This window comes from Salmonella sp. SJTUF15570 (genome assembly GCF_043357055.1).
GTDB lineage: Bacteria > Pseudomonadota > Gammaproteobacteria > Enterobacterales > Enterobacteriaceae > Salmonella > Salmonella enterica.
The window spans coordinates 24636-51070 of sequence record NZ_JBEUKJ010000009.1; the positions used below are offsets into that span (position 1 = coordinate 24636).

The following is a 26435-nucleotide window of genomic DNA, read 5'->3' on the forward strand; positions in this document are numbered from 1 at the left end:
AAAGAGTTTAACAATGCAGCAGCTACAGAACGTTATTGAGACCGCTTTTGAGCGCCGCGCCGATATTACGCCGGCTAATGTAGATACCGTGACCCGAGAGGCGGTAAACCAGGTCATTTCTCTACTTGATTCCGGCGCGCTGCGTGTCGCAGAAAAAATCGACGGTCAGTGGGTCACTCACCAGTGGCTGAAGAAAGCGGTTCTGCTCTCTTTCCGTATTAACGATAACCAGGTTATCGACGGTGCGGAAAGCCGCTACTTCGATAAAGTCCCGATGAAATTCGCTGATTACGACGAAGCGCGTTTTCAGAAAGAAGGCTTCCGCGTCGTTCCGCCTGCGGCCGTTCGTCAGGGCGCATTTATCGCCCGCAACACCGTGTTGATGCCGTCTTACGTTAACATCGGCGCCTACGTTGACGAAGGCACCATGGTTGACACCTGGGCGACGGTGGGTTCCTGCGCGCAGATTGGTAAAAATGTTCACCTTTCCGGCGGCGTAGGTATCGGCGGCGTACTGGAGCCGTTGCAGGCTAACCCGACCATCATTGAAGACAACTGCTTTATTGGCGCACGTTCTGAAGTCGTGGAAGGCGTCATTGTCGAAGAAGGTTCCGTCATTTCCATGGGGGTATACCTCGGCCAGAGCACCAAAATCTACGATCGCGAAACCGGTGAAGTTCACTATGGCCGCGTACCGGCGGGCTCCGTGGTCGTTTCCGGCAACCTGCCGTCAAAAGACGGTAAGTACAGTTTGTACTGCGCGGTGATCGTGAAAAAAGTCGACGCCAAAACGCGTGGTAAAGTGGGCATTAACGAATTATTGCGCACTATTGATTAAGCGAGTGAAAAGTGGGGGCGACAGCCCCCCTTTGCATTACGGCGAATGCGGTAACACGGTTTCCGGCGCAATCTTTGCTGCAAACGCCGAAGCCAACGCAGTCAAAACGACATAACCGGCAACCAACGTCCAACTGTTATCATAGACTGCGCTTAACGCTTTAGCGATAAACGGCGTGAATCCCCCTGCCACAACCGCCCCCAACTGAGCGCCAATTGATGAACCGCTGTAGCGTACAGGCGGATGAAACAGTCCGGCGAAAAAAGAAGGTTGCACGGCATTCAGTGAATTATGACCAATGTTAATAAGCAGAACGTAGCCCATTGTCATCAGTATGAGCGAACGGCTTTCCAGCAGCCAGAAAAAGGGAAAAGCCATTGCCGCGACAAAAAGCGCGCCGAAAATATACACCTGACGGCAGCCACGCCGATCCGACATGATGCCGAATAGCACGTGCATGGGATACGCCAGCAGACAGGTGAACATTACAATGTACAGAATAGTCAGGCTGGCAATCCCAAGCTGCGTTGTCGCCCAGGAAACCGCGAAGACGGTAGCAAGAAAAAAGGGAACGCTTTCCGCAAAACGCAGAATTATAATCAGCAAAATGCTGCGCCATTGTTCTCGTACTACTTTGACCACCGGCCTTTCTTCTCTTTGCTGCCTATGATTAATGGCCTGCTGCTTTTTAAACGCACGGAAGACAGGCATCTCATCCAGACGATGACGCATATATAATCCAGGCAACACCAAAAGCGCACTGAGCAGAAAAGGAATACGCCATCCCCACGATAACAACGCCCCCTTCGGTAATTGGGTCACGACTATAAATACGCCTGTCGCCAATAATTGTCCCGTGAGTCCTCCTGTTTGCGATAGCGCGCTTAACCGCCCCCGGTGCTTTCCAGCAGCATATTCCACGACCATCAACATGGCGCCTCCCCATTCGCCTCCAACCATAAATCCCTGTAGAAAACGCAGAATAACCAGTAAAGCAGGCGCCAGCGCGCCAATACTGGCGTAAGAAGGCAGGCAACCGATGAGAAACGTGACCGCGCCCATCCCCCCTAACGTGATTAATAACGTGTTTTTACGCCCAAGCGTATCTCCCCTGTTGCCAAAAAATAGCGCGCCCAGCGGTCGGGAGATAAATCCCACGCCGAAACTGGCAAAAGAAGATAACGTTGCAGTCAATGGGCTGGCGCCAGGGAAAAAAAGCGGGCCAAATACCAGCGCGCTTGCCAGGCCGTATAATAGAAAATCATAATATTCAATGGAGTTTCCTATCCAGGCGGAAACCACCACCCGGCGAATAGTAGCATTATACGTTCCGGACATAGACTCCGCCTCTCAAGGTTATCGACCACTGCCTCCGGTCAATTTCCCACACTGACTTCAAACGCTTTCTCTATAAACGGAATATCACGTTGAATTACTTAAGCTATCAATAACCGCCGCCCTTTTCCTCATGACGTTGCTGAGACGTCTTCTGCGATCAACCGCGCTTTTTTTGTATACACTGGTGGCGAAAAACCAATTTTTCGTTAATTATTCAAAAGTTATAGTGTGATGAAGGATACCGCTATGTATGACAATCTAAAAAGTCTGGGCATTACCAATCCTGAGGAAATCGATCGTTACAGCCTGCGGCAAGAAGCCAATAACGATATCCTGAAAATCTATTTTCAAAAGGATAGAGGTGAATTCTTTGCTAAAAGCGTGAAGTTTAAGTATCCACGCCAGCGTAAAACGGTGGTGGCCGATGGCATCGGTCAGGGTTATAAAGAAGTACAGGAGATTAGCCCTAACCTACGCTATGTGATTGACGAGCTGGACCAAATCTGCCAGCGCGACCGCTCAGAACTCGATCTCAAACGTAAGATCCTCGACGACTTGCGCCATCTGGAAAGCGTCGTCGCGAATAAGATCAGTGAAATCGAAGCCGATCTGGACAAGCTTACTCGTAAGTAAGCTGTGTTGTTGCCGGATGGCGACGTGTTACGCCTTATCCGGCCTACAGATATATCCCCGTAGGCCTGATAAGCGTAGCGCCGCCGGCTTAACGCTGTTCATCCAATTGTAGCGCCACATACAGCAACAGCCGATCGTCAAAATTTCCCAAATCCAGCCCGGTCAGTTCCGAAATACGATTTAGCCGATATTCCAGCGTGTTACGATGAATAAACAGCGCCTTAGAGGTCGCCAGCGGCTGGACATTATGGCGAAACCACGCCGTCAGCGTCCGACGTAATAACCCGTTGTTATCCATCGCTTTGAGTTTTACCAGCGGGCGCGCCAGCTCATTGGCCTGCCAGCCGCCACGCAGGCTATCTAACAGAACCGGCAGCATCAAATCCTGATAAAAATAGCTGCGGCTTTCTGGCATCCGCTGTTTGCCGACCATCATCGTAGTGCGCGCCGTGCGGTATGAGCGTGCAATACTGCCCGGCCCGGTAAAGTAATTGCCCAGCGCCACGCGAAAACGTAGCTGACCATTCTCTTTCATGCGCGAGATAAGCTGCTCTACGCGCTTACGATGATCTTCAGCATCCCAGCGACCAAACGAGTTTAAGGCGGGTTTGAGTACCACCATCTCGGTGAGAGAAACAATGGCTATCAGGTTGTTACGCTCCGGCGTGGTAAGCGCATTCTGCAACTGCTGAAGTTCCGCCATTGCGCTATCGACGCCAAGCTGGCCGCTGTCGACTTCCACCACCGCCGCCACACGCGGCTGGTTCAAATCGATCCCCAAACGCTGCGCCCATTCCACCAGCGCCGGCGTATTTTCTTCGGCCTGAATCAGGTTCATCACCAGCTCTTCGCGCAAGCGGCTATCCTGCGCCAAAAGGTGCATTAACCGCGACTGCTCCAGCATCATTTCGGCAGTCATACACACCAGTTCGCCATATTTACGCAGGTGCTCTGGTTCGCCGGTGAGGCCGATCACGCCGACAATTTCGCCCTCAAGGCGTAAGGGAAGATTAATCCCCTGACGTACCCCGTGCAGGTGTCGCGCCACGGCGTCGTCGATATCCACAACCCGGCCCTGCGACAGCACTAACAGCGCGCCTTCGTGCAATTCACCAATACGTTCCCGATCGCCGCTGCCGATAATACGCCCGCGGGCATCCATTACGTTGATATTGGTATCGATGATGCGCATAGTGCGCGCCACGATATCCTGCGCCATTTTGGTATCAAGATGCCAGCCAGCCATAAATCCCTCCTGTGAGCAGAGCACAAGCATAAGGAAGATGACAGGTCTCGACATTGTGCAAATGCACAAAACGGTGCAAATAAGTATGGAGTTGTGGGGGGTTTCACAGAAAAGTGTTGCCCCCTTCCATGGCGGAAGGGGGACAAAGGTGATTACTGCATCAGCAAATAAATAGAACTATCACCACGCTGAATATTCAGCGCCAGAACCGACGGCTTGCTGTCGAGAATCTTACGCAGTTCGGCGATATTTTTCACCGGCTGCTGGTTAGCGCCGATAATCACATCACCTTTTTTGAGGCCAATTTGCGCGGCGGGTGAATTCGCTTTCACGCTGCTCACCACAACGCCTTTATCCTGGCCTTTATTGCTCATTTCAGCGCCTTCAATCCCGCTGAAGATGGTGCTGGAATCAACCTGACTCTGGCTGCTCTGCTGCAATTCCAGATTAACCGTAATCGCTTTACCTTCACGCAGCAGACCGAGGCTGATTTTGCTGCCGACCGGCATAGTGCCGACCTGAGCGCGCAGCGCCGCAAAGCTGCTGATCGGTTTACCGTTCAGCGAGGTAATGACATCCCCGGCTTTGATACCCGCTTTCGCCGCGGACGAATTCGGCATCACCTGGCTGACGAACGCGCCACGCTGGGCATCGACTTTCATCGCTTTCGCCAATTCGGAATTCAGCTCAGTCCCCATGATCCCCAGTTCGCCGCGTTTCACCTGGCCGTATTCCACCATCTGCGACGTCAGGTTTTTCACCATGTTACTGGGGATAGCGAAGCCGATACCGATGTTGCCGCCGTCCGGCGCCAGAATCGCGGTGTTAATACCGATCAGCTCACCGTTCAGGTTCACCAGCGCGCCGCCGGAGTTACCACGGTTAATCGCGGCGTCGGTCTGAATAAAGTTCTCGTAATTTTCTACGTTCAGGCCGCTACGCCCCAGCGCCGAAACGATACCTGACGTCACCGTTTCGCCCAGACCAAACGGGTTACCAATAGCGACGGTATAATCCCCCACGCGCAGCGCGTCGGAGTCCGCCAGCTTAATCGCCGTCAGGTTCTTCGGATTCTGAATTTGAATCAGCGCGATATCAGAACGCGGATCTTTGCCTACCACTTTAGCATCGAATTTACGCCCATCGCTAAGCTGTACTTTAATCACGCTGGCGTTATCAACCACGTGGTTGTTGGTGACGACGTAGCCCTTCGCGGCGTCAATAATTACGCCAGAGCCCAGCGCCATGAATTTCTGTTGTTGACCGCCGTTGCCGCCGTTACCGCCGCCCTGGCAGAATGGAGAATTCTGGAACGGAGAACCGTCCTGGCAGAACGGGGAGTCATCGCCAAAGAACTGCTGGAAATTACGCGGCATACGCGGCGTATTCACCGTGGTGCTACCTTCTACATTAATACTGACCACCGATGGCATCACTTTTTCGAGCATCGGTGCCAGGCTTGGCATCTGCTGGGCAGTCATTGCTGAAGAGGACGTTTCAGCCGCCGTGGCAGACAGAGGCGACAATGCCAAACCTAAACTCAGAGCCAGTGCACTCATTGCTAATGTGGTTTTTTTCATGTGTTTCAATCTCGATTAACAGGTAACGCAAAATTGCTGTGTACGTCAGATTCATTTTATAACGCGAAGTTCCGGAATAAAGTTTCTGGAAAAAGTAAAAATTTATTGTCCATCTTTACAAAAGTCCATTTACTGTTCGACCGCCATCAAACGCCGATATTCATCCCATGCGTAAAGGTCAGTCATCCCGCTGATATAATCCTGAATCAACCGACAGCGATAATAATATTCCAGTACCGGGTACTCCGCCGAATCCGTGGGTAATTTACTGACGACTTCCACGTAGGCCAAACGATGGCGCGTAGAAAGTTTCTGAAATAAGCGCGATTCTATGGGGAAGCGTTTCAACCGTTCTTTTTCCACCAGCTCGCGAAAGTCGTTAAGCGACAGGCTTAATAGCGGCTGATAGATATCTAATAACCCGCTGATCACCCGGTATCCCTGTAGTTCAAGCTGTTCTACATCCGGATGGCTAAACACATGTTCAACCGCCACATTCTTATAGAGTTCAAGCAGGCGGCTAAAACCGCTGGCATCTTCCAGCAACGCCTGATTGAAGGTACCGGCAAAAATCTGCGGCAAATTATCAATAAAACGCTGAGCGGCATAGGGCACCAGTTTATTTAATGTATTTACCCGTAAATACATAAAAAACTGATCTTCGGTACTGCGGCTTAATGTATTGGCGCGTGATTTTTCCCACGCATTTCCTACCACCAGCTCAAACAGCGAATCCTTCTCATGGTGGCCCCACGCGTGATATAAATGGTGATAAAGCTGCTCAACGCTAAAGATTCTTTTCTCTACCGCGTCTTCAAGATCGGCGACACAATAAGAAATATCATCTGCGGCTTCCATAATCCACGTTAATGGAAAGCGACTGTAAGGCGCTAACTGAAGTTCTTTACGTAACCTCGCAATATACTTCTCTTCAGAAAGATAATAGCCCGGTTTCTTCATTAAATAGCGATGGGAATCCGGCACCGGCCCTCGCCACCATGCCGGACGGGTATATTTTAAAATTCCGCCAACCTGCGCCCAGGTAAGATTCATCCGCATGAGCGTATGCACCAGACGAATTCCCTGTGCATTGCCTTCAAAATGGCAGATATCCTGACGTACCTTGCGGCGAATATCGTTCAGATTTTCTTCGCCTTCCTGTAACCGTAGCGAGGAAACCACACAGCGATCATGCGTGAGCGGCTGACTTTCCGCATCTTCCGGATGCAGCCGCTGACGAAACCAGTCATTGATCGCCGCCTCGCCAAAATGACCAAACGGCGGATTACCGATGTCGTGCATCAGGCAGGCCATTTCTACAATACTTTCAAAGGGACCGGTCAGCGCATCCAGACCGTACTCCTCCAGCCGGTTTTGCTCTTTCAGGCGGCTTAAAATCTCTTTCGCGATATACCGCCCTACCTGTTGCACCTCCATTGAATGCGTCAGGCGAGTACGCACTGCGGCATTGCGCTCCAGCGGGAAAACCTGCGTTTTTTGCTGCAAACGGCGTATAGCCGGAGAGTTGATAATCCGCCCGCGATCGCTTTCAAAAATCCGCAGGATCTCATGTTCCGTCTTTACGCCCTGCGGTGAACGATAACGACGATGCCAGTTAATTTTATTTCGGAAATCGATCGATGCCATATCCTCTCCCCGCCTGAGAAATGCGCTTCCCCATAAGCGCATGATAAACTATGCCCCCAAAACTGACTTATCGCGAGTAAATCTATGAAAATCGGCATCATTGGCGCAATGGAAGAAGAAGTTACGCTGCTGCGTGACAAAATTGACAACCGTCAGACGATTACGCTGGGCGGCTGCGAAATTTACACTGGCCAGTTGAACGGCACCGAAGTGGCGTTGCTGAAATCCGGTATCGGTAAAGTCGCGGCGGCGCTGGGCGCAACGTTGCTTCTGGAGCACTGCAAGCCGGACGTGATCATCAATACCGGTTCCGCAGGCGGTCTGGCGTCCACGCTGAAGGTCGGCGATATCGTCGTCTCTGACGAAGCGCGTTACCACGACGCTGATGTGACCGCTTTCGGCTATGAATACGGGCAATTACCGGGCTGTCCGGCCGGATTTAAGGCCGATGACAAACTGATCGCCGCCGCGGAATCCTGCATCAGAGAGCTGAATCTGAACGCGGTACGCGGCCTTATTGTTAGCGGCGACGCGTTTATTAACGGCTCCGTCGGGCTGGCGAAAATCCGGCATAACTTCCCCGACGCGGTCGCCGTAGAGATGGAAGCCACCGCTATCGCACACGTCTGCTATAACTTCAACGTGCCGTTCGTGGTGGTACGCGCTATTTCTGACGTAGCCGATCAGCAATCGCACCTCAGCTTTGACGAATTCCTCGCGGTGGCGGCGAAACAGTCGACTCTGATGGTCGAAACGCTGGTACAGAAACTGGCGCATGGCTAAGCAAATGTTCAGGGCGCTGGTCGCCCTGCTGCTTACGCTCCCGGTGTGGCTTTACGCTGCGCCGCGCGTAATTACCCTCTCTCCCGCCAATACGGAGCTCGCTTTTGCCGCCGGAATTACGCCCGTTGGCGTCAGCAGCTATTCCGACTACCCGCCCGAAGCGCAAAAAATAGAACAGGTCTCTACCTGGCAGGGAATGAATCTGGAACGCATTGTGGCGCTGAAGCCGGATCTGGTCGTCGCCTGGCGCGGCGGTAATGCGGAACGCCAGGTAAACCAACTGACGTCATTAGGTATTAAGGTCATGTGGGTGGACGCGGTAACCATCGAACAGATCGCCGACACGCTCCGTCAACTGGCCGCCTGGAGCCCGCAGCCGGAAAAGGCTCAGCAGGCAGCGCAGACATTGCTAAACGAGTACGCCGCGCTCAAAGTCGAGTATGCCGGTAAAGCTAAAAAGCGCGTCTTTCTTCAGTTTGGCATGAATCCTCTGTTTACCAGTGGTAAAGGGTCTATTCAACATCAGGTTTTGACGACCTGCGGCGGAGAAAACGTCTTTGCTGACAGCCGCGTGCCGTGGCCGCAAGTCAGCCGTGAACAGGTGCTGGCAAGGCATCCCCAGGCCATTATCGTGGCCGGAAAAGCGGGCGAAATTCTCAAAATTGAACAATACTGGGGAAACCTGTTAAAAATTCCGGTTATTCCGCTTAACAGCGACTGGTTTGAACGCGCAAGCCCGCGTATTATCCTCGCCGCAAAACAACTCTGTAATGCGCTTTCACAGGTGAATTAGAGCCTGTCTTACCAGGCTCCCAGTGGGGATTCGACAATGCTCGTCTATTGGCTGGATATTGTAGGCACGGCTGTATTTGCTATCTCTGGCGTGTTGCTGGCCGGGAAATTACGTATGGACCCGTTCGGCGTCCTGGTGCTCGGCGTCGTTACTGCCGTCGGCGGCGGGACAATCCGCGATATGGCGCTGGATAACGGCCCGGTATTCTGGGTTAAAGATCCTACCGATCTGGTCGTCGCCATGGTCACCAGTATGCTGACCATCCTGCTGGTTCGCCAGCCAAGACGTCTACCGAAATGGATGTTGCCGGTACTGGATGCGGTCGGGCTGGCGGTGTTTGTCGGCATTGGGGTGAATAAAGCCTTCCTCGCTGAAACGGGGCCATTAGTGGCCGTCTGTATGGGCGTGATTACCGGCGTCGGCGGCGGGATTATTCGCGATGTTCTGGCACGCGAGATCCCCATGATCCTACGCACCGAAATCTATGCCACGGCCTGTATTATCGGCGGGATTGTTCACGCCACCGCGTTTTATACGTTTTCAGTACCGCTGGAAAGCGCCAGCATGATGGGTATGGTCGTCACGCTGTTCATTCGGCTGGCGGCCATTCGCTGGCATTTGAAATTGCCGACGTTTGCCCTGGATGAAAATGGACGTTGATATTGTTTTGCCCGATGGCGCTACGCTTATCGGGCCTGGAACATCTTTCCTGTAGGCCGGATAAGACGCTCGCGTCGCCATCCGGCACAACGAACAGCGATCAAATGCTGAAGGAAGAGCCACACCCGCAGGTACTTTTCGCATTCGGGTTGGTTACAATGAAGCGGGAACCTTCCAGACCTTCGGTATAATCTACCGAACCACCCACCAGATACTGCAAACTCATCGGGTCAACCACCAGGCCAACGCCCTGTTTTTCGATGGTCATATCCCCTTCGTTAACCTGATCGTCAAAGGTAAAACCATACTGGAAGCCGCTGCAACCACCGCCGGTGATATACACGCGCAATTTCAGATTCGGGTTATCTTCGTCAGCGATAAGACTTTTTACTTTATTCGCTGCTGCGTCGGTAAACTGCAGCGGCAGCGCTACGTCATCACTCATATTTTGCTCCAAACGACATCGGTAATTGGATAAATTTTCACCCAATATTGGCAGTCATTATCTAATACCCTGGTAATTCGTTCAAGTATTCTCGCCCGCAGGCGCATTCTGGCTTTTCGCCGCCTGTTCCGCATCCTGCTTCGCCAGAGTGCGCGCCAGGATGGTTGAGTATAACGGTTTCCCGCCCAAAAACTGGGCTAATAGTGTCGCGCCAAGACAGGTGATAATCATTGGCAAAATGAGCTGGTAGTTATCGGTCATCTCCAGCACCAGCACAATCCCCGTCAGCGGGGCGCGCACCGACGCCGCCATCAGCGCCCCCATCCCGGCAATCGCAAAGGTACCGGCCTCCAGGTGATACTGCGGGAAAAGCACTGCCGCCGCCATACCGAAGGCCGTACCAAGCAGCGTTCCCAACGCCAGCATCGGGGCGAAAATGCCCCCCGGCGCGCCGGAAGAAAAGCAAAGCAGCGTCGTGACAACCCGGGCAATAAAGATGAACAGCAGTAGCCCGACGCTAAAATTACCTGCCGCGGCGATAGGAATAAGGTTAAATCCGCCGCCTGCCGCTTCCGGCTCAATTAACCCCAGAATACCGCACAGGCCGCCGATCACGCCGCCCATAAGCACCCATTTTTTAATTTCGCCGCCATGAAAGCGCTGAAACATATCCTGGGTACGCAGCACCAACGAATTAAATACCGGCCCGACGCAGCCAAAAATAATGCCGAGGATAAGGTATAACCACAGTGTGTTAACCGGCGCATCAGACAGTTTGCCGACTTCAATAATTGGCGCTTCGCCGTTAAATATGCGGAACACAATGCTCGACATGATGACGCCGGTAAACACCGCTTTAATCGAAATCAGGTTGTAGCGAAACTGCGGGCGCATCTCTTCAATAATAAACAGGATACCCGCCAGCGGCGCGTTAAACGCCGCAGAGAGCCCCGCCGCCGCGCCGGTCGCCAGCAACGTATGCCGCGCTTCGGCGCTGCGCATACGAAAAACATCCAGCACCATGCGCCCCAGGTTGCCCCCGATTTGCACCGTTGGCCCTTCGCGCCCTAATACCATTCCTGCGCCCAACGTTCCCATCCCGCCGATAAACTTCACCGGCAACACGCGCCACCAGCGCACCGGACGTAGCTCCTCCAGCGCGCCTTCAATTTCCGGGATACCCGAGCCGCCGGCTTCCGGCGCAAATTTTCGCACCAAAAAGTAGCCGACCATCGCCAGTAACGCCGAAAGGATAAAAGCCAGCGGCCAAAGCAAAAACGCATGGTCCGCGACCTGAACCAGCGCGCCAATGCGCATGTTTTGTACCCAGGAAACCGCCTTTTCAAAGGCGACGCCAACCAGTCCGGTAAGCGTGCCGACAACGGCCGCCATTAACAGGATGGCCAGCGGCGTTTTATCCCGCTGCATTAACCGGCGAATCTGATCTCTGCGCCGTAAGCGCACAATTTGCTGAGCTAAAAAGGTGGAAGTGTCTGTTTTCATCAGAAGATCATTAATTGGTAATACAAATCTAAAGTCGGCATTCTACTCGCCAACGCCGTGAAAATCCCCTGCAAATCGTATTGTTTCAAATGCGTAAAACTTTCATAACCTTCTCTGAATAACTTAGAATAGCGGGTATTCACTTTTTCTACGAACCAGGAATCTTTCCATGAGTAAGTCTGAAAATCTCTATAGCGCGGCCCGCGAGCTGATCCCCGGCGGCGTGAACTCCCCTGTTCGCGCCTTCACTGGCGTGGGCGGCACCCCGCTGTTTATCGAAAAAGCGGACGGCGCGTATCTGTACGATGTCGATGGCAAAGCATATATCGACTATGTCGGTTCCTGGGGGCCAATGGTACTGGGGCATAACCATCCGGCTATCCGCAATGCGGTGATCGAAGCTGCGGAGCGCGGTTTAAGCTTCGGCGCGCCAACCGAAATGGAAGTAAAAATGGCGGAACTGGTGACCAACCTGGTGCCGACCATGGACATGGTGCGCATGGTGAACTCCGGCACCGAAGCGACGATGAGCGCGATTCGCCTGGCGCGTGGTTTTACTGGCCGCGATAAGATTATCAAATTCGAAGGCTGCTACCACGGCCACGCAGACTGTCTGCTGGTCAAAGCCGGTTCTGGCGCGCTGACACTCGGTCAGCCGAACTCGCCGGGCGTGCCGGCAGATTTCGCGAAACATACGCTGACCTGCACTTATAACGATCTGGCGTCAGTACGCGCGGCGTTTGAACAATATCCGCAGGAAATCGCCTGTATCATCGTCGAACCCGTGGCGGGCAATATGAACTGCGTCCCGCCGCTGCCGGAATTCCTGCCGGGCCTGCGCGCCTTGTGCGATGAGTTCGGCGCGCTGCTGATTATCGACGAAGTGATGACCGGTTTTCGCGTAGCGCTGGCCGGAGCCCAGGATTACTACGGCGTCGTGCCTGACCTGACCTGTCTGGGTAAAATCATCGGCGGCGGGATGCCGGTAGGCGCGTTTGGCGGTCGTCGCGATGTAATGGATGCGCTGGCGCCGACGGGCCCGGTTTACCAGGCGGGCACCCTTTCCGGCAACCCGATTGCGATGGCGGCCGGTTTCGCCTGCCTGAATGAAGTCGCCCAGCCCGGCATTCATGAAACGCTGGATGAACTCACCACCCGCCTGGCGGAAGGTTTGCTGGAAGCTGCCGAAGAAGCGAATATTCCGCTGGTGGTTAACCATGTCGGCGGCATGTTCGGGATTTTCTTCACCGACGCTGAGAGCGTAACCTGCTATCAGGACGTGATGGCGTGCGACGTGGAACGCTTTAAGCGTTTCTTCCACCTGATGCTGGAGGAAGGCGTGTATCTGGCGCCATCGGCGTTTGAGGCGGGCTTTATGTCGGTCGCACACAGCATGGACGACATTAATAATACTATTGACGCCGCGCGTCGGGTGTTTGCGAAATTGTAAAAGAGAACGTCCAGAAACAACGTAGGCCGGGTAAGGCGAAGCCGCCACCCGGCTTTTTTTTGGTTCATCGCAGGTTAGCCTGAACCGCACCAGACACCCTAAAGCTCATCAATAATATACTGAAAGCTACAGGTCGACGTGAACTGCCCGGAGCCAATGTTGCGGGTGTTCACCGCCACATTAATGTCATGAAGCTCAACATCGGTTATCGGATGATCAACGGCGCTGGTCGTGACGTTCGACTGGTCGCAGCCCAGCACATTGAGCGTAATACCCGATGAGACAAAACGGCAATAAGCGCCACGGTCGTCAAATTTGCTGCCATCGCACAGTTTCCCCCCCTCCATCAAATAGGTATGTAACGTGCGATTCACCGTGCCACCGGTGGCATCAAGCATGAGGGTTGTTTTCTGTTTCGAAACGTTCGCATCCCAGGAGATATCAAAGGTATCAACGGGAACTTTCGGGCAAACTGAGCTGCGCGTATCCGGCGGAGAATACGTTTCGTTAGTGATAAAAGCGGTAGCAACGATATGGCTCGACGCCAGCCAGGGGCAACCATAATCATCGCTTTGTACCGTAATCTCCAGGGTAAAAGAACCACACCCCCTCCAGTTCGAGGGAAGATTCTTGCACGCAGATCGCGAAACAGTGTTATCAAAATCCTTCAATACAACCTTCGGCGCAGGTTCTGGCCCAGACCAGGAGTTGGCGGGTAGCGTATCTCCTTTACGATGTCCCCCAAGGTTCCAGGAGCCATAGTATATTCCCTCCGGGGTCGCTATCGTCACCTCCACCACAATAGATTTGTCGCTATTAGGGCCAATACCATAATACATCGTGGTACTTGGAAACGTCGCTTTCAGCATGGGTTTAGCCACTACCGAATTACAATAAATGGCAACCAACAACAAAAATAAAATCCGTATGCTTCTCATCATAAATACTCAAATGTAACTAGTGCGCTTGCGAAGAACGTTCCCGGAACCAGATCTTCGCCAGGAAAGCGTTGTACCCAGGCATTCAGGCTTAGCGCGTTATTCCCCGTCACCAGCGTGAATATCGCTCCCTCTTCATCGTTCATGCCCACGGGAACGCCGGATAGCGTTTCAATACCAATCCCGATCCCGGAAGCACCTGAATGGCTATCGATGGCCAGGATACCGCGCATTCCGGTCGCTTCGGTTCCAGTGAAAGACACCTGCACCCCGTTACTCAGCGCCGAATCGCAATCCGTGAGCTCAAACACCAGAGGCTTACGAGCAGACTGGCCGTCGGGAGTGAAATCAGAACTGTCAAGCGACGAAAAATCGACTTCGGCAATCCCCGTCCCCTGCATCGTGAGCGTGCAAGGACTGGCCACCAGGCTACCGGAAAAATGCAGGTTATCTGCCGCTGAGACCGGCAATATCAGCGCCCCACAGAGGATGCAGGCCGCGCCGTGTAATAACGCCTGTCTTTTAGCCATTACTGATAATCCACCTGTAATGTTGCCGTCGCATCGAAGCCGCCTTCTTTCAGCGAAGCGCCGCTCTTTTTAACCGGTATGGCTTTCAGAACAGGTGCCGACTGCTCATTTACAGTAATGGTGGACCCCAACGTAAACGGTTGGTCGTTCTGCCTGAGTTCAATCCCCAGTCCCGCCACGCTGGTGTTTACCGCCGCCGGATTAAAATCACTCACGGAACCGCTTAGCGTCAGGGTCATCGCCATCGCCTCATCGCGCACCGTTGAATCACAGGTGATCTCATACGGAACATTCTGCGCATAACGCGTACCATCTATTTTATTAATCAGCAGGTTACCGAACTCAACGTCGATCGTCTGATCATTGTTAATCGTACAATTCGGCGGCGAAATTAATGTGCCGTGGAACTTAAGATTATCGGCTGCCTGTGCGGCAAGGCTGCCCCCCATTAACATCGTCAAAACTATTTTTTTCATTGGTAATCCACCACCAACGTGGCGCCTGCGTTAAACGCGCCACCTGTTAACGTTACGCCATTATTTTTGACGGGAATTGCCTCGATGGCCGGACCGCTGCCGCCGCTGTATTGAAATGACAACCATTGCGTATTGCCGGGTGAAATCAGCGCGCCATCCGTGGCGGTTTGCAGACGGATACCCAATCCATCGACATCGGTTTGCAATACCGACTCGCCATTGATAGTCACCGCATTCCCCTGAATCTGTAACTTCAGGTAATCGCTCACTCTGCCGTTACAGCTCAGGCGATAGCCCACCGCCTGCCGGTAATTCACCCCATCCACTTTCGTCGTCAACACATTGCCAAATTCCACCTCACCGCCGGTCACAGTACAGGGCGGCGCGGCATTAACGACTATCGTCAGCGTCATGTTGACCGTCTTACTTCCCGCTGCCAGCGGCATACTGACCGCACTCAGCATGGCCGCACACGTTACCGTGCCCAGCCGTAACCGCCATTGCCTCATCTTGCGTCTCCTTGTCGGTTACGACTTTCTGCTTTTTGCTTCATCTACCGCACAACTATTGTCAGTACAGTTAAAAATCAGCGGTAACCGCGCGCCATAATCGTTGACGTAAGTCAGCACAGGCGAGTGACCTAATTCACTGGCGTCCCCTCCCAGCGTCACGTTGCTTTTTGGTGCAATCACTAATGGGCTAAAGCCTCTGGCCGGTGTGCCGTCCATGCGGCTGCTGGCGTTGCTTAACACCACGTAGTAACCGGTCGGATTGCTCACCTGATAGCCATTGCCCTGACGCTGAAGGGTGATCTTGTATTGCCAGGGATGCTGCATATCGATTTTCGATAGCGCCTGCGGGCGGTAAAAAACTTTGATGCGCGTTTGCAGGGCGATTTGCAGCGTGTTGGGCTTGTCGCTTTGCGGCGGAATTTCGCGCACGTTGTAATAAAAAAGGGTTTCCCGATCCTTGGGGAGCGACGCCAGCGCCGGCATCCCCTGAATTTTGACCTGTCCGATTGTCGACGGCTCAATGCGCTGGACCGGTGGGACGACGATTAAAGGTGAGGTGATTTTGACGCCCTTCTCATCTTCCACCCAGGACTGCGCCAGATAGGGCAGTTTGCTGTTGGCGTTTTTCAGATCGACGCTTATCGATTTATCTTCGCCGCGAAACACCAGGCGGGTGCGATCGGGCGCGATGGCGGCCTGAGCGCTACCGTAGCCGCCCAGCAAAAGCAGCAAAACAGCGGCCAGGTTATAACGTTTTAATGGCATCATGAATGCGATTTCCTGAATCAATGTGTTGGATAACGAGAAGAGAGCGCTTCGGGTTGCGTTGAAGACGTCAGCCGCTGCGTATGAAGCTGGAGTAATGGTTTCTCTGCGGGCTGCGTTGCCTCAGGTGATGAAGCGTCGCCGATGCACGGCAGCAGCAGGCCGCTAAACAGATCGCCCGGCAGCGGGTCGGGCAACGCCGCTTCACACTGCGTTTTACCTTCCCATGTCACCTGCAACCGCTCGCCGGGGTTAATGCCGATCAGATAAACGCTGCCGTCTTCACCTACGATCCCTAACTGTTGCTGGCGACTGTTGTAAACCTCCGCGCCGAAGGGCGGCGTGCCGCCATCGCGCAGGCGGATACTGGCCATGGCTTTTTTACCGCTGAGCACCTCCAGGCGGCGATAACCGATCGCCCCTTCCGTCAGGGTCGCCTGAGCGATGGAGAGGGTTGCTTCCGTGTCTTCCGGCAACTGGGTAATGTCTATTTTCACCTGGTTGCGGTAGTAGTCGTTGACGTCGACAATGACGGCTTTACCAAACGCGTTGGTATATACCGGCGTGCTGTAGCCGGAGATGGGTACGTTCGCTTCATCGCCGACATCCACCATCAGCCGCGAGCCGCCGTTGACGCTGGTACGGTGCAGCGCCCCGCCTTTAGCAGTCAGCGTCGCGCCGCCCTGGATGTTCAGCCCGCCGGAGGTATAGTCGCCTTCCTGATAGTTCGCACTGACGTCAATGTCGGCATAGCTCGCTTGATGACGGTAATAGCCGTCGAGAGTCGCGCCGTTATCCGCGCGGCCAGCGTTGATCTGGTAGTTATTGCGATCGTCAATGCGCTCGTAATAGCCGACCTGATTGCTGTTGTTGTCATCGCTAAAGGAGCCGTTGTAGCTCAGCGTGCGGTTGTTGCCCCACGGAATACTGAGCGAGACGTACACGCCGTCATCACGTTCATTGTCATATTCGTTGCGAAAACCGTTCACCGACAGACTGATCCCGCGCACCTCGCCGACATCGAAATAGTGCGACAGCGTCAGGTTATAGCTGTCCTGGTTGGGTTGGTTCCAGTAGGTGCGATGGGTGTAGTTGATATAGGCGTTGACGTTTATTGCCGAAAAGTTCTGGCTGTACGTCAGGGTATACATCTCTTTATCGTGGCCGGTACGCTGACGATCGTTATCGTCATTATGCGTATCGATAAACTCGTCCATCGTCATGTAGTTTTCTTCGGAAAAGCGATAACCAGCAAACGTCAGACGGCTGTCTATATCATCAAAATCTTTAGCGTAGCTGGCACGGAACGAGTTACCCTGAATGGTGCCGTCGCCGTAGGCGCTACCCTCAGGCAGCGTCGCACGGGAATGGGTGACATCGACGGAAAACGCGCCCAGCAGCGCCAGATCGCGCCCCAGCCCTAACGCCAGCGCCTGATAATCCTGCTCGCCGATGGCGCCGCCGTACAGCGACCAGCCGTTAGCGATCCCCCAGGAGGCTTCGGCTGAGGTGAAAAAGCCGCCTTCCATATTGTGATCCCAGTCCTGCGGTCGCCCGGCTGCCAACTTGTAGCGCACCTGGCCGGGACGGGTCAGAAACGGAATGGAGGCGGTGCTGACGTCATATTCCTGCACCTGACCGCTTTGTTCTTCAATTTTGACGTGTAGATCGCCGGATACCGTTTCATTAATATCCTGAATGCGAAACGGCCCTGCCGGGACCTGCGACTCATAAATCACCCGCCCGCGCTGGGTCACGGTGACTTTGGCGTTGGTGCGCGCCACGCCTGATATATCCGGGGCGTAGCCGCGCAGATTAGGCGGTAACATCTGATCGTCGGTGATAAGGCTGCCGCCAACATAGTTAAAGCCGTCAAAAATATCGGATTCCAGCGATCCTTCGCCCAGCGTTAGCTGCGCCCGGAGCTGTGGGATCGCCCGCCAGGCGTAATAGCGGTTCCAGTCCCAGTTCTGTTCGGAACTGGAGCCAAAGTTGTCTTTATCTTCACTGTCATTTTCGTGACGATAGTTAGCCTGCCAGTCCGCGCGCAAACGCCACGCGCCGAGGTTGGCACCCACCGTGCCGTTGCCGCTGATGTCATACTCATCGCCGTCATCATGTTCAGCATGTCGCCACTGGCTGTTAACGTTGTAGTCAAATAATACGCCGGGAATCCCTTCATCCCAGCGGGAAGGTGGATCCCACTCTTCATCGCTGTATTCCAGATAGGCCTGAGGAATAATCACCGTCAGCGTTGACTGGCTTAAATCCGTTTGGGTTTCCATCCCTTCCAGTTGATCTGGTTGCAGACACTGACCGGCATTTATCCAGATCATTTTATCTGCTATTTCAGGTTTTAACCCCAGCAGCGATACCAGTTCAGGCGATAAACAGGGATATGTATTATCAGGATCGTTATTATCAACGGAATACGTAATAACATTATCCTGGGCAATTTGACTTTGATTGACCAGCACCTGGAGATGATAGCTCCCCGGCATAATGTAGCCTTTACGGGAAAAACGGGAGAGATCCAGGCTGGCATCATCTTTAACATCAAGAAATCGGGTATTAAATTGAATGGGCGCTTCCGCATAGCTATTTTCCGGACCGACAGCCAGAACAATACCCACCACGGCCGCAAGCGTGCTCAGACGAAATTTTTTATAGTGAGCCATCAGACAATCTATCCCTGAAATATATAATCTATTTTTTTACTTTGAGCATTATCCTGCGGCAGACTGCCGCAGGATGATATTTCACTTACAGATAGCTGATCGTGAAGTTTACGGTGCTGCTGAATTCGCCGGTATCGATAGTGGTGGCAGCGGAATCGCCTTTCACCCAGGCTTTGAAGTTAAGAGTCTGTTTCGCCGCCGCCACGCTGCCGTTCATTGTCAGGTTTTCGCTGTAAGCGTCGCCCAATTTGATCGCGGAACCCAGGTGGTTGCCGATGACAATGCTGGAACCCGCCATTTCGCCGCCGCCGATGCGCATCAGCGCAACGCTGCCCGGATTAGCGCTGGATTCGTTACCGATGGCAGAGAAAACGGTAGACGCTTCTTTCTCAGTGGTGAATGCGCAGTTTTCCAGACCGATATGGAAATCGACTTTTGAAGATTCTTTACCGCCCATCAGAGAACCGGTACCGATATGGCCCAGGTTAACGGTCTGGTGTTCGTCGCCAACCACGATTGAACACGGTGAATCTTCAATAGTACCGGTAAAAGTAACCGTACCAGTATTACTGCCCGCAGCATTGGCAAAGCTGGAAACACCCATAACCAGTGCGGCAGCAACCGCAGCTTTTACTGCTGTATTCATTTTTCATCCTTATTAAAAGTTGGTGAGTATTTTTACGCTATTCACACGGAGCTATACTCAATACCCCATGTTTATATGGGTAGATATATATTATATGACGAGTTATGAAATTCCCGATGCAACATTCAAAAGAAGCAAACAACACGTTAATAAATAATATCCCTTAGGCGCGGCAAAGTATTTTCCATTAAAAACCCAAAGACAAGTGTTTTTTATTTAAAGGATCATCAGCATTAAATAATAAATATTTTTTACCGTTCAAAAAACAAACAAAACAAGCAAGACGGGAGAGCCAAAAAAACAATAAACATGTCAAAATGAATAAAAAAAGATCAGAATTACAGTACTGAGTGTATAGCAATGATGCATAAGATTTATTTTTGGTATAAATTCCATCAAAAAAATCAAAAAATGCTAAGTTACATTTTTTTTGTTTACTCGTGGCAATTAATTTATTTTAATAGAGTTGTTTTTTATTACTTCGATAAAAAAACAATATTTTATTATCGAAGTTTTATAATGAAAACTTATTATTAAATTAAAATTGATTTACGGGATGCATTAAAGATGCGGCATCCACATCTTAATATTTAAAAAGGCTTAATACCGAAACCGGTAATTCTTATTATTGGATAGATCATGCCGCAATTTATCATCAACGTTTCGGGCCTGGATATGTTGAAATTAGTCACCCTGTTCAGGAGACAGCGGCACGCCACTGAAATAGCACATGACTTATCGATACAGAAATAACACCTGCTTCTTGCTGAAAATAAAAGCAGAGTTCCCTCGATAAAACGTGACAGGACAGCTTTCGCACGCTGATAGCGTTCAGCTATTTTTAGGTCTACAAAATATTGCCACAACATATTGATATTGTGTAATTTGTAGGTCGGGTTGAGCATGGCCGCCACCCGACATAAATGTGGCACAGCTTTTTTACCGGCTCTGTTTACGTAGCAAATAGATAAAGTACGGCGCGCCAATAAAGCTTGAAAGCAGTCCCGCCGGGATCTGATACGGAAATAGCGCCATCCTGCCGCACCAGTCGGCAAAGACCAGTAAAACGCCCCCTGCCAGCGCCGAGATGACCATATGCGGCATCGTCCGGCGAAAACCAAGCATCCGCGCAATATGCGGCGCCATCAGTCCAACGAAACTCAGCGGCCCAATGGTCATCGTCGCGGTTGCCGTCAAACAAGCCGCCAGCGCCAGCAGCGCGATACGCGACGGCGTAAGCGCCATGCCCACCGCGCGCGCAGCATCGCCGCCCAGAGGCAAAATCGTTAACCAGCGGCGACACAACGGCACAATGGCCAGCAAAATCACCATCACGATCGCGGTTCGCGTAACCTGCCCGCCAGTGGCGTTATAGGTAGATCCTGCGATCCAGGTCAATACTTCCGCCATCCGCGGGTCGCCGCTCGCCTGGAGCATCATTAGCAGCATGGTAAACGCGGTGCTGAGCGCCATCCCCGCCAGCAACATCCGTTGCGGCGAGAAACCGCCGCGCCCGGCGGCTAACATAATAATCAGCAGTGTCGCCGCCGCGCCCAGGCTTCCGGCGGGCAGTAGCCAACCGAAAGCATTCCCCGGCACCAAAAACAGCATCAACACCACGCCAAACGCGGCTCCGGAACTGATCCCCAGCACTTCCGGGCTGGCCATTGGATTACCGGTCAGACGCTGAATAATGCAGCCCGCCACCGCCAGCATGACGCCCGCCATTAACGCCGCCAGTATCCGCGGCCAGCGCCACGGCATCAGTTCTTCAAGCAGCGTTCCGCTCGCCCACGTCCAGCCGTGCGCGTCGCGACCAAAAGAGAGCGCGCCCCATGTTGCCAGCAGCAAGAGCGCGCCACCGGCAACGGCAAAAGCGAGGACATGCCGACGCTCCGCCGCCACACGATCGCTGGCGTTCATATCCGGCGCGCTCATGCTTTTAAGCCGCGGCAGCAGCCACAGGAGCAGCGGCGCGCCGATTAACGCCGTTACTGAACCGGTGGAGACCTCCATCCATACGCGGGTGAGCCAAAGGATAATCTGATCGGATAGCCACAAAATAAGCGCCCCAATGAGCGGCGCCAGCATCAGGCGCGCCAGCAGACGTCTTGCGCCAAGCATTTTCGCCAGCAGCGGCGCAAACAGGCCGATAAAACCGATAATGCCCACCGCGTTGACCAGCAGCGCGCTCAACACAATCGCCAGCGACAGCGCCGCCAGACGCGCTAACGACAGCGCCAGACCCAGATTACGCGCAACGCCGTCATCCAGCCCCATCAGCGTCATCGGGCGTAACAACAATAACGTGAGCATCACACCGCCCAGCAACTGCGGCCACAGACGCTGCACGCCGCTCCAGTCGGTTTGCGTCAGCGTTCCGGTGCTCCATAAAAACATGCTTTGCAACTGATCGTGGTGGAAAATCACCAGTAACTGGTTGATTGCGCCACAATAGAGGCTGACCACCAACCCGGCGAGGATCAGGGTTACCGGCGACAGGCGTTTGCCCCACGCCACGCCGAACACCAGCGCGCCGACGATACAGGCTCCCGTCAGGGCGGCAAACTGCGTCGCCAGCGCGCCGGGAATCGCCCATAGCGTAGTCACCGTGATCCCCAATTGCGCGCCGGTCGCCACGCCCAGCGTGGTCGGTTCCGCCAGCGGGTTACGCAATACTTGCTGGAACAGGACGCCTACCAGCCCAAGCCCCGCGCCCACCAGTAGCGAAATCGCCAGTCTTGGCAGCAGGCTGTAATAAAAAATCATCTGCTCAATGATGTCGATATCCGGTGACCAGATAGCCTGTTGCCACTGGCTGCGCGGTAGCGCAACGGAGAAGTTAACCCATGTCAGCCAGCAGGCGGCAACAAACAGCGCCAATAACAGCAACGCCGGATGGCGGCTTCGCCTTATCCGGCCTACAAAGCGCCCGAACCGTAGGTCGGATAAGACGCTTTTCGCGCCGCCATCCGGCATTTCACGTTTTCTGCTCACGCTTTGCCTCCCAACACGTTATTCAGGATGCGGACAAAGTGCATCGTGGAGAGGGTCGCGCCATAGAACCAAACGGCGGGCACCCGGTGAAAGCGCCCGGCGCGGACAAACGGCATGGCCTGCCACAGCGGCGTTGCCATCAGCGCGTTCATATCGGTGTTATTCCCGTGATCGAAGCAGATCACATCCGCTTCTTTATACATCGCCAGCCGATCGATGCTAACCGCCGTACTGCCCCAAAAGTTGGTTTCACCCTGCCAGGCATTGACAATGCCATACTCGTCCAGCACCTCCTGGAACAGGCAATTCGGGCCGAGCACCAGCATATGCCGCGGATCGATAAGCGTCGTCATCAGTAACGGACGCCCCCCGCGGCGGATAAAATGCGGCTTCTGGCTGGCGATGAAGCGATCGTATTGCGCCAGATGTTTTTCTGCCGCAGCTTCCAGATTCAGCGTCTGCGCCAGTTCAACCAGCGAGCGTCGGGCTACCGCCAGCGGCTTTTTGCCGTCGCTAAAATCGAACCCGCGCCCCGGCGCGATCCGCGCCAGTTTCTCCGGCGAGGGTCCGTACCCTGCCGACCAGACCATAAACGACGGCTTCATCTCCGTCAGCAGTTCAAGATTGGGTTCAGTGCGAAGACCCACATCAATCACCGAATCCGGCAACGGCGGTTCGCTAACCCACAGCTTATAATTTGGCACGTCTGCCACGCCATAAGGCGTAATACCGAGCGCCAGCAGCAGCTCAACCGGCAGCCACTCCAGCGCCACAATCCGGCGGGGATCGATAGCGGCAGCCTGCGCCGTATTCATTTGCCAAAGTAGCGGCGAGAGCGCCATCGCCGTTAATAAACGGCGGCGAGTAAGAGGATATAAATCACGCATTAATACACAAAACTCACAGGTGCCGCGCCCGCCGGATGCGGAAGGATACCCATCGGGATACCGTAAATCTGTTCCAGCGTGTCACTACACATCAGTTCCGCAGGCGTTCCTTGCGCAATCATTTCACCGCCGCGTAGCGCGACTAAATAATCACAGTAGCGGGCCGCCATGTTGATATCGTGCAGCACCGCAACCACCGTCAGCCCGCGCTGCTGGCTTAAGCGATGCACCAGCGCCAGCACGTCCACCTGATGGGCGATATCCAGCGCTGACGTCGGCTCATCCAGCAGCAGACAACGGCTGTCCTGCGCGACCAGCATGGCAATCCACGCGCGCTGGCGCTCGCCGCCGGAAAGGCTGTCTACCAGACGATGCGCCAGCGGTTTTAAGCCGACCAACGTAATCGCCTCGTCTACTTTTTCCCGGTCCGCGACGCCAAAGCGTCCCAACGCGCCGTGCCATGGATAGCGGCCAATCGCCACCAGTTCGCGCACCGTCATTCCTTCCGCCTGCGGCAATTGTTGAGGCAGATAGGCAACTTTGCGGGCAAACGCCTTGCTGCTCCAGCTCGCCAGCGGCTGATTGTCGAGCAGAATATCCCCTTCGGAAGGCGGCTGATGGCGGCCCAGCATTTTTAACAGCGTGGATTTACCGGAACCATTATGACCGATAAGTCCGGTGACGCGACCTGCGGGAAACGTTAACGAGAGAGGGTGTAAAAGCGTGCGGCCCGGCACACGAAAGGCGACGCTTCGCAGCGCAAAGGTGGTATCGGAATGAATGTGGTTTTCCTGCATCGCAGCCAACTTGTAAAACGGGCACGGCAAGCCGTGCCCAAAGAGAAATTAGAAACGGAAGGTTGCCGTTGCAACGACCTGACGTTCTGCGCCCCAGAAACAGCCGTAGGTCTGGAAGCAGCTGGCGACGTATTCGCGGTCGAGCAGATTATTAACATGAAGGGCAACGTTGGAGCCTGCCATGCCTACGCGCGCAAGGTCATAACGTACCAATGCATCGACAACCGTATAACTCCCTACTTTAAAGGAGTTTGCCGGATCGCCATAGCTTGACCCCGTGAAACGCCCGCCAGTCCCCAGCGTTAAACCGGACAATGGACCATCAAAGAAAGTGTAATCGCCCCACAACGACGCCATATGCTTTGGTACCTGTGCAGGAGTATTACCTTTATAAGTCGTATCCGTCGTGTATTCGGCGTCAGTATAGGTGTAAGAACCCACGACGTTGATGCTTGCAGAAAGCGCCGCTTTCGCTTCTAGTTCCACGCCGCGGGCGCGAATTTCACCGCCTTCAACCGAGAAGAAAGACCCCGCCGGATCAGCCATCAGGTTGTTGGTTTTGGTCAACTGATAGACCGCACCGGTAATGACTATCGGCCGATCATTCGGTACATATTTAACCCCCGCTTCATACTGCTTACCTTTCGAAGGTGCAAATATTTTCCCGTTCTCTCCCGTCTGTGAAGCCGGCTCAAACGACTCACTATAACTGAAGTAAGGCGTTATTCCATTATCAAACAGATAGTTAACACCACCACGCCAGGTAAACTGCTTATCATCACGTTTAGATGTGATGCCAGTAGTGCGATTAAGAGACTCTTGATCGGCCCAGTCATAACGTCCACCCAATGTTACCAGGACTTTATCCCACTGTGCCTGGTCCTGGACGTACAGACCCGTTTGCTTTTGCTTATTCAAAATCTGGTACGGGCCGGATGTTGCTGGATCTCGCGAAGCAAAGTCGAAATCAGTGTACACCGGGTTATAGAGGTCAAGCAGAGGTACGGAGTCGTCGTAGCCAAACCAGGCATTAATATCGTTACGCATACGCATAAAGTCGACGCCGGTCAGCAGCGTGTGATCCACCTCACCGGTGGCAAATTTACTTTGCAACTGAGTATCAACGGAGAAGTTTTGCAGTTTCTCGTCGTCAACAACATATTTACGAGCCAGATAATGACCTTTGTCCGCTGGCGCTAATGCCGCGCACTGCTTGCTGTCACGGTTTGCCGGATCGGAACAAACGCCGTAACCATAGACGCTATTTTGCGAGACTTTATTCTCGGCATAGCGCAAATTCTGGCGCACGGTAAAGGTGTCGTTGAATTCATGATCGAAGCTGTACCCTACCATCTTCTCATTACGAGAATAGGTATTGTTTTTCGCCCCTTCGTTGAAATCTGTTGGCAGACGTTTACCGTTTGGCAGCGGCTCAACCGTTCCCTCTTTCGGCAGCCAGCCGTAGTAACCCGTCTCTGGTTCATTCTGGAAGTAAGAGAGAAACGTAAAGTTTGTCTTGTCATCCGGACGCCAGGTGAACGCTGGCGCAATCGCATAGCGCTGCTCTTCCGCGCGATCCTGCTGCGCATTGGCGGAACGCGCCAGACCGGTCAAACGATAAGAATATACGCCCTCTTCATCCAGCGCGTCGCTGAAGTCAAAACCAGTCTGGAACAGGCTGTCAGTACCCATCTTGAACTGAATTTCTTTCAGCGGCTCCGTCGTCGGGCGCTTGCTAACCATATTCAGCAAACCGCCAGGGCTACTTTTCCCGTACAGAACGGAAACCGGACCACGCATCACTTCCGCGCGTTCCAGCATATACGGGTCTATCACCGCATCATTATAGAAGTTGCCCTGCATTTTCAGGCCATTCAGATAGTTATTCTGGCTTTGGCCATCAGCGGCGAAACCGCGAATGATCAGGTAGTCGTAAGTATTGGACGCGCCACGAGTGCCCACGGCAACGCCAGGGGTATAACTCAACGCTTCTTTAACCGACTTTGGCTGATGCAACGCCATCTCTTCGGCGGTAACAACGGAAATAGACTGCGGCACCTTTTGAATCGGCGTGTCCGTTTTGGTTGCCGTGGCGGATTGTCTTGCAGCGATGGTTGCCGCCGGTCCCCAGGCACTTTCCTGCGCGGCAGGCGCTGCGGTTACGGTAATGGTTTCTTCTTTCGGTTGAACCGCCGCCTGTGCATAGACAGACATGCCGCTAACCGCTGTGGCTACTACAACTGCGATTTTACGCAGTGAGGAGTTTGGCTGAGCAGTTTTAAGACGCGCCATT

General features: G+C 53.5%; 23 protein-coding genes. 6 read left to right on the forward strand and 17 right to left on the reverse strand.

The features are described 5' to 3' along the window. Positions 1-13: 13 nt before the first annotated feature. Positions 14-838: a 2,3,4,5-tetrahydropyridine-2,6-dicarboxylate N-succinyltransferase gene (gene dapD / locus ABVN44_RS17525; RefSeq protein ID WP_001186673.1), complete on the forward strand. Its 825-nt coding sequence runs from the start codon at positions 14-16 to the stop codon at positions 836-838. A 36-nt stretch (positions 839-874) separates the two neighbouring features. On the opposite strand, the gene ABVN44_RS17530 is transcribed toward dapD, so the two are convergent. Next, the gene (locus tag ABVN44_RS17530) at positions 875-2176 is read right to left on the reverse strand and encodes an MFS transporter (protein WP_129339478.1); all 1302 of its coding nucleotides are present in this window, start codon (positions 2174-2176) and stop codon (positions 875-877) included. Positions 2177-2422: 246 nt separating this feature from the next. Between ABVN44_RS17530 and ABVN44_RS17535 the strand changes: the two genes are divergently transcribed. Continuing rightward, a complete protein-coding gene (locus ABVN44_RS17535; RefSeq protein ID WP_000272193.1) occupies positions 2423-2809 on the forward strand; it encodes a DUF3461 family protein in 387 nt (128 codons plus the stop codon). 88 nt (positions 2810-2897) lie between these two features. Here ABVN44_RS17535 and cdaR read toward each other — a convergent pair whose 3' ends face one another. The 3 genes from cdaR to dgt all read right to left on the reverse strand — a co-directional run bounded on the left by cdaR (position 2898) and on the right by dgt (position 7282). Then, positions 2898-4055, reverse strand: a complete 1158-nt coding sequence (cdaR, locus tag ABVN44_RS17540; protein ID WP_000929420.1) for a DNA-binding transcriptional regulator CdaR — start codon at positions 4053-4055, stop codon at positions 2898-2900. A gap of 152 nt (positions 4056-4207) precedes the next feature. Beyond that, positions 4208-5635, reverse strand: a complete 1428-nt coding sequence (degP, locus tag ABVN44_RS17545) for a serine endoprotease DegP (RefSeq protein WP_000753958.1) — start codon at positions 5633-5635, stop codon at positions 4208-4210. Positions 5636-5764: 129 nt separating this feature from the next. Then, a complete protein-coding gene (dgt, locus tag ABVN44_RS17550; protein WP_000146450.1) occupies positions 5765-7282 on the reverse strand; it encodes a dGTPase in 1518 nt (505 codons plus the stop codon). Positions 7283-7366: 84 nt separating this feature from the next. Here dgt and mtnN point away from each other — a divergent pair, with 84 nt between their 5' ends. The 3 genes from mtnN to ABVN44_RS17565 are packed head-to-tail and all read left to right on the forward strand — an operon-like array spanning position 7367 to position 9518. Then, positions 7367-8065 (forward strand): 5'-methylthioadenosine/S-adenosylhomocysteine nucleosidase, encoded by a 699-nt coding sequence (mtnN, locus tag ABVN44_RS17555; protein WP_000689822.1) that lies wholly within the window; start codon positions 7367-7369, stop codon positions 8063-8065. Further along, the gene (btuF, locus tag ABVN44_RS17560; protein WP_023232651.1) at positions 8058-8858 is read left to right on the forward strand and encodes a vitamin B12 ABC transporter substrate-binding protein BtuF; all 801 of its coding nucleotides are present in this window, start codon (positions 8058-8060) and stop codon (positions 8856-8858) included. Before mtnN ends, btuF begins: the two co-directional genes overlap by 8 nt. 36 nt (positions 8859-8894) lie before the next feature. Beyond that, on the forward strand, positions 8895-9518 hold the full coding sequence (locus ABVN44_RS17565; protein WP_000964234.1) for a TRIC cation channel family protein: 624 nt from the start codon (positions 8895-8897) through the stop codon (positions 9516-9518). Positions 9519-9618: 100 nt separating this feature from the next. On the opposite strand, the gene erpA is transcribed toward ABVN44_RS17565, so the two are convergent. Continuing rightward, positions 9619-9963 (reverse strand): iron-sulfur cluster insertion protein ErpA, encoded by a 345-nt coding sequence (gene erpA, locus ABVN44_RS17570; protein ID WP_001278668.1) that lies wholly within the window; start codon positions 9961-9963, stop codon positions 9619-9621. An 81-nt stretch (positions 9964-10044) separates the two neighbouring features. After that, positions 10045-11466, reverse strand: coding sequence for a H(+)/Cl(-) exchange transporter ClcA (gene clcA / locus ABVN44_RS17575; protein ID WP_023232650.1), 1422 nt, complete (start codon positions 11464-11466; stop codon positions 10045-10047). Between the two features lie 169 nt (positions 11467-11635). On the opposite strand from clcA, the gene hemL reads away from it, so the two are divergent. Further along, positions 11636-12916 carry a glutamate-1-semialdehyde 2,1-aminomutase gene (gene hemL / locus ABVN44_RS17580; protein ID WP_000045249.1) on the forward strand — a complete coding sequence of 427 codons (1281 nt, stop codon included), beginning with the start codon at positions 11636-11638 and terminating at the stop codon, positions 12914-12916. A gap of 98 nt (positions 12917-13014) precedes the next feature. On the opposite strand, the gene stfH is transcribed toward hemL, so the two are convergent. The 11 genes from stfH to fhuA form a co-directional block, all read right to left on the reverse strand. Next, positions 13015-13854 carry a fimbrial adhesin StfH gene (stfH, locus tag ABVN44_RS17585; protein ID WP_023228087.1) on the reverse strand — a complete coding sequence of 280 codons (840 nt, stop codon included), beginning with the start codon at positions 13852-13854 and terminating at the stop codon, positions 13015-13017. After that, on the reverse strand, positions 13854-14384 hold the full coding sequence (locus tag ABVN44_RS17590; protein ID WP_023232649.1) for a fimbrial protein: 531 nt from the start codon (positions 14382-14384) through the stop codon (positions 13854-13856). Before ABVN44_RS17590 ends, stfH begins: the two co-directional genes overlap by 1 nt. Beyond that, positions 14384-14860 carry a fimbrial minor subunit StfF gene (stfF, locus tag ABVN44_RS17595; RefSeq protein ID WP_023232648.1) on the reverse strand — a complete coding sequence of 159 codons (477 nt, stop codon included), beginning with the start codon at positions 14858-14860 and terminating at the stop codon, positions 14384-14386. The genes ABVN44_RS17590 and stfF overlap by 1 nt, the downstream gene beginning before the upstream one ends. Continuing rightward, positions 14857-15369 carry a fimbrial protein gene (locus tag ABVN44_RS17600; RefSeq protein WP_001250313.1) on the reverse strand — a complete coding sequence of 171 codons (513 nt, stop codon included), beginning with the start codon at positions 15367-15369 and terminating at the stop codon, positions 14857-14859. Before ABVN44_RS17600 ends, stfF begins: the two co-directional genes overlap by 4 nt. 18 nt (positions 15370-15387) lie before the next feature. After that, the gene (gene stfD, locus ABVN44_RS17605; protein ID WP_023232647.1) at positions 15388-16140 is read right to left on the reverse strand and encodes a fimbrial chaperone StfD; all 753 of its coding nucleotides are present in this window, start codon (positions 16138-16140) and stop codon (positions 15388-15390) included. Positions 16141-16157: 17 nt separating this feature from the next. After that, entirely contained in the window at positions 16158-18815 is a 2658-nt protein-coding gene (locus ABVN44_RS17610; protein ID WP_023232646.1) for a fimbrial biogenesis outer membrane usher protein, read from the reverse strand. A gap of 85 nt (positions 18816-18900) precedes the next feature. Next, entirely contained in the window at positions 18901-19461 is a 561-nt protein-coding gene (stfA, locus tag ABVN44_RS17615) for a fimbrial major subunit StfA (protein WP_001090554.1), read from the reverse strand. Between the two features lie 939 nt (positions 19462-20400). After that, entirely contained in the window at positions 20401-22440 is a 2040-nt protein-coding gene (fhuB, locus tag ABVN44_RS17620; protein WP_094204714.1) for a Fe(3+)-hydroxamate ABC transporter permease FhuB, read from the reverse strand. 14 nt (positions 22441-22454) lie between these two features. Continuing rightward, the gene (gene fhuD, locus ABVN44_RS17625) at positions 22455-23345 is read right to left on the reverse strand and encodes a Fe(3+)-hydroxamate ABC transporter substrate-binding protein FhuD (RefSeq protein ID WP_001205357.1); all 891 of its coding nucleotides are present in this window, start codon (positions 23343-23345) and stop codon (positions 22455-22457) included. Then, positions 23345-24142 (reverse strand): Fe3+-hydroxamate ABC transporter ATP-binding protein FhuC, encoded by a 798-nt coding sequence (fhuC, locus tag ABVN44_RS17630; protein ID WP_023232643.1) that lies wholly within the window; start codon positions 24140-24142, stop codon positions 23345-23347. Before fhuC ends, fhuD begins: the two co-directional genes overlap by 1 nt. Positions 24143-24190: 48 nt before the next feature. Then, positions 24191-26434 carry a ferrichrome porin FhuA gene (fhuA, locus tag ABVN44_RS17635; RefSeq protein ID WP_010835134.1) on the reverse strand — a complete coding sequence of 748 codons (2244 nt, stop codon included), beginning with the start codon at positions 26432-26434 and terminating at the stop codon, positions 24191-24193. Position 26435 lies beyond the last annotated feature (1 nt).

What these genes read in the sequence shown, in the direction of transcription:
- dapD (WP_001186673.1), top strand. Translation starts at nt 14, where the DNA reads ATGCAGCAGCTACAGAACGTTATTGAGACCGCTTTTGAGCGCCGCGCC.
- ABVN44_RS17530 (WP_129339478.1), bottom strand. Translation starts at nt 2,176, where the DNA reads ATGTCCGGAACGTATAATGCTACTATTCGCCGGGTGGTGGTTTCCGCC.
- ABVN44_RS17535 (WP_000272193.1), top strand. Translation starts at nt 2,423, where the DNA reads ATGTATGACAATCTAAAAAGTCTGGGCATTACCAATCCTGAGGAAATC.
- cdaR (WP_000929420.1), bottom strand. Translation starts at nt 4,055, where the DNA reads ATGGCTGGCTGGCATCTTGATACCAAAATGGCGCAGGATATCGTGGCG.
- degP (WP_000753958.1), bottom strand. Translation starts at nt 5,635, where the DNA reads ATGAAAAAAACCACATTAGCAATGAGTGCACTGGCTCTGAGTTTAGGT.
- dgt (WP_000146450.1), bottom strand. Translation starts at nt 7,282, where the DNA reads ATGGCATCGATCGATTTCCGAAATAAAATTAACTGGCATCGTCGTTAT.
- mtnN (WP_000689822.1), top strand. Translation starts at nt 7,367, where the DNA reads ATGAAAATCGGCATCATTGGCGCAATGGAAGAAGAAGTTACGCTGCTG.
- btuF (WP_023232651.1), top strand. Translation starts at nt 8,058, where the DNA reads ATGGCTAAGCAAATGTTCAGGGCGCTGGTCGCCCTGCTGCTTACGCTC.
- ABVN44_RS17565 (WP_000964234.1), top strand. Translation starts at nt 8,895, where the DNA reads ATGCTCGTCTATTGGCTGGATATTGTAGGCACGGCTGTATTTGCTATC.
- erpA (WP_001278668.1), bottom strand. Translation starts at nt 9,963, where the DNA reads ATGAGTGATGACGTAGCGCTGCCGCTGCAGTTTACCGACGCAGCAGCG.
- clcA (WP_023232650.1), bottom strand. Translation starts at nt 11,466, where the DNA reads ATGAAAACAGACACTTCCACCTTTTTAGCTCAGCAAATTGTGCGCTTA.
- hemL (WP_000045249.1), top strand. Translation starts at nt 11,636, where the DNA reads ATGAGTAAGTCTGAAAATCTCTATAGCGCGGCCCGCGAGCTGATCCCC.
- stfH (WP_023228087.1), bottom strand. Translation starts at nt 13,854, where the DNA reads ATGAGAAGCATACGGATTTTATTTTTGTTGTTGGTTGCCATTTATTGT.
- ABVN44_RS17590 (WP_023232649.1), bottom strand. Translation starts at nt 14,384, where the DNA reads ATGGCTAAAAGACAGGCGTTATTACACGGCGCGGCCTGCATCCTCTGT.
- stfF (WP_023232648.1), bottom strand. Translation starts at nt 14,860, where the DNA reads ATGAAAAAAATAGTTTTGACGATGTTAATGGGGGGCAGCCTTGCCGCA.
- ABVN44_RS17600 (WP_001250313.1), bottom strand. Translation starts at nt 15,369, where the DNA reads ATGAGGCAATGGCGGTTACGGCTGGGCACGGTAACGTGTGCGGCCATG.
- stfD (WP_023232647.1), bottom strand. Translation starts at nt 16,140, where the DNA reads ATGATGCCATTAAAACGTTATAACCTGGCCGCTGTTTTGCTGCTTTTG.
- ABVN44_RS17610 (WP_023232646.1), bottom strand. Translation starts at nt 18,815, where the DNA reads ATGGCTCACTATAAAAAATTTCGTCTGAGCACGCTTGCGGCCGTGGTG.
- stfA (WP_001090554.1), bottom strand. Translation starts at nt 19,461, where the DNA reads ATGAATACAGCAGTAAAAGCTGCGGTTGCTGCCGCACTGGTTATGGGT.
- fhuB (WP_094204714.1), bottom strand. Translation starts at nt 22,440, where the DNA reads ATGCCGGATGGCGGCGCGAAAAGCGTCTTATCCGACCTACGGTTCGGG.
- fhuD (WP_001205357.1), bottom strand. Translation starts at nt 23,345, where the DNA reads ATGCGTGATTTATATCCTCTTACTCGCCGCCGTTTATTAACGGCGATG.
- fhuC (WP_023232643.1), bottom strand. Translation starts at nt 24,142, where the DNA reads ATGCAGGAAAACCACATTCATTCCGATACCACCTTTGCGCTGCGAAGC.
- fhuA (WP_010835134.1), bottom strand. Translation starts at nt 26,434, where the DNA reads ATGGCGCGTCTTAAAACTGCTCAGCCAAACTCCTCACTGCGTAAAATC.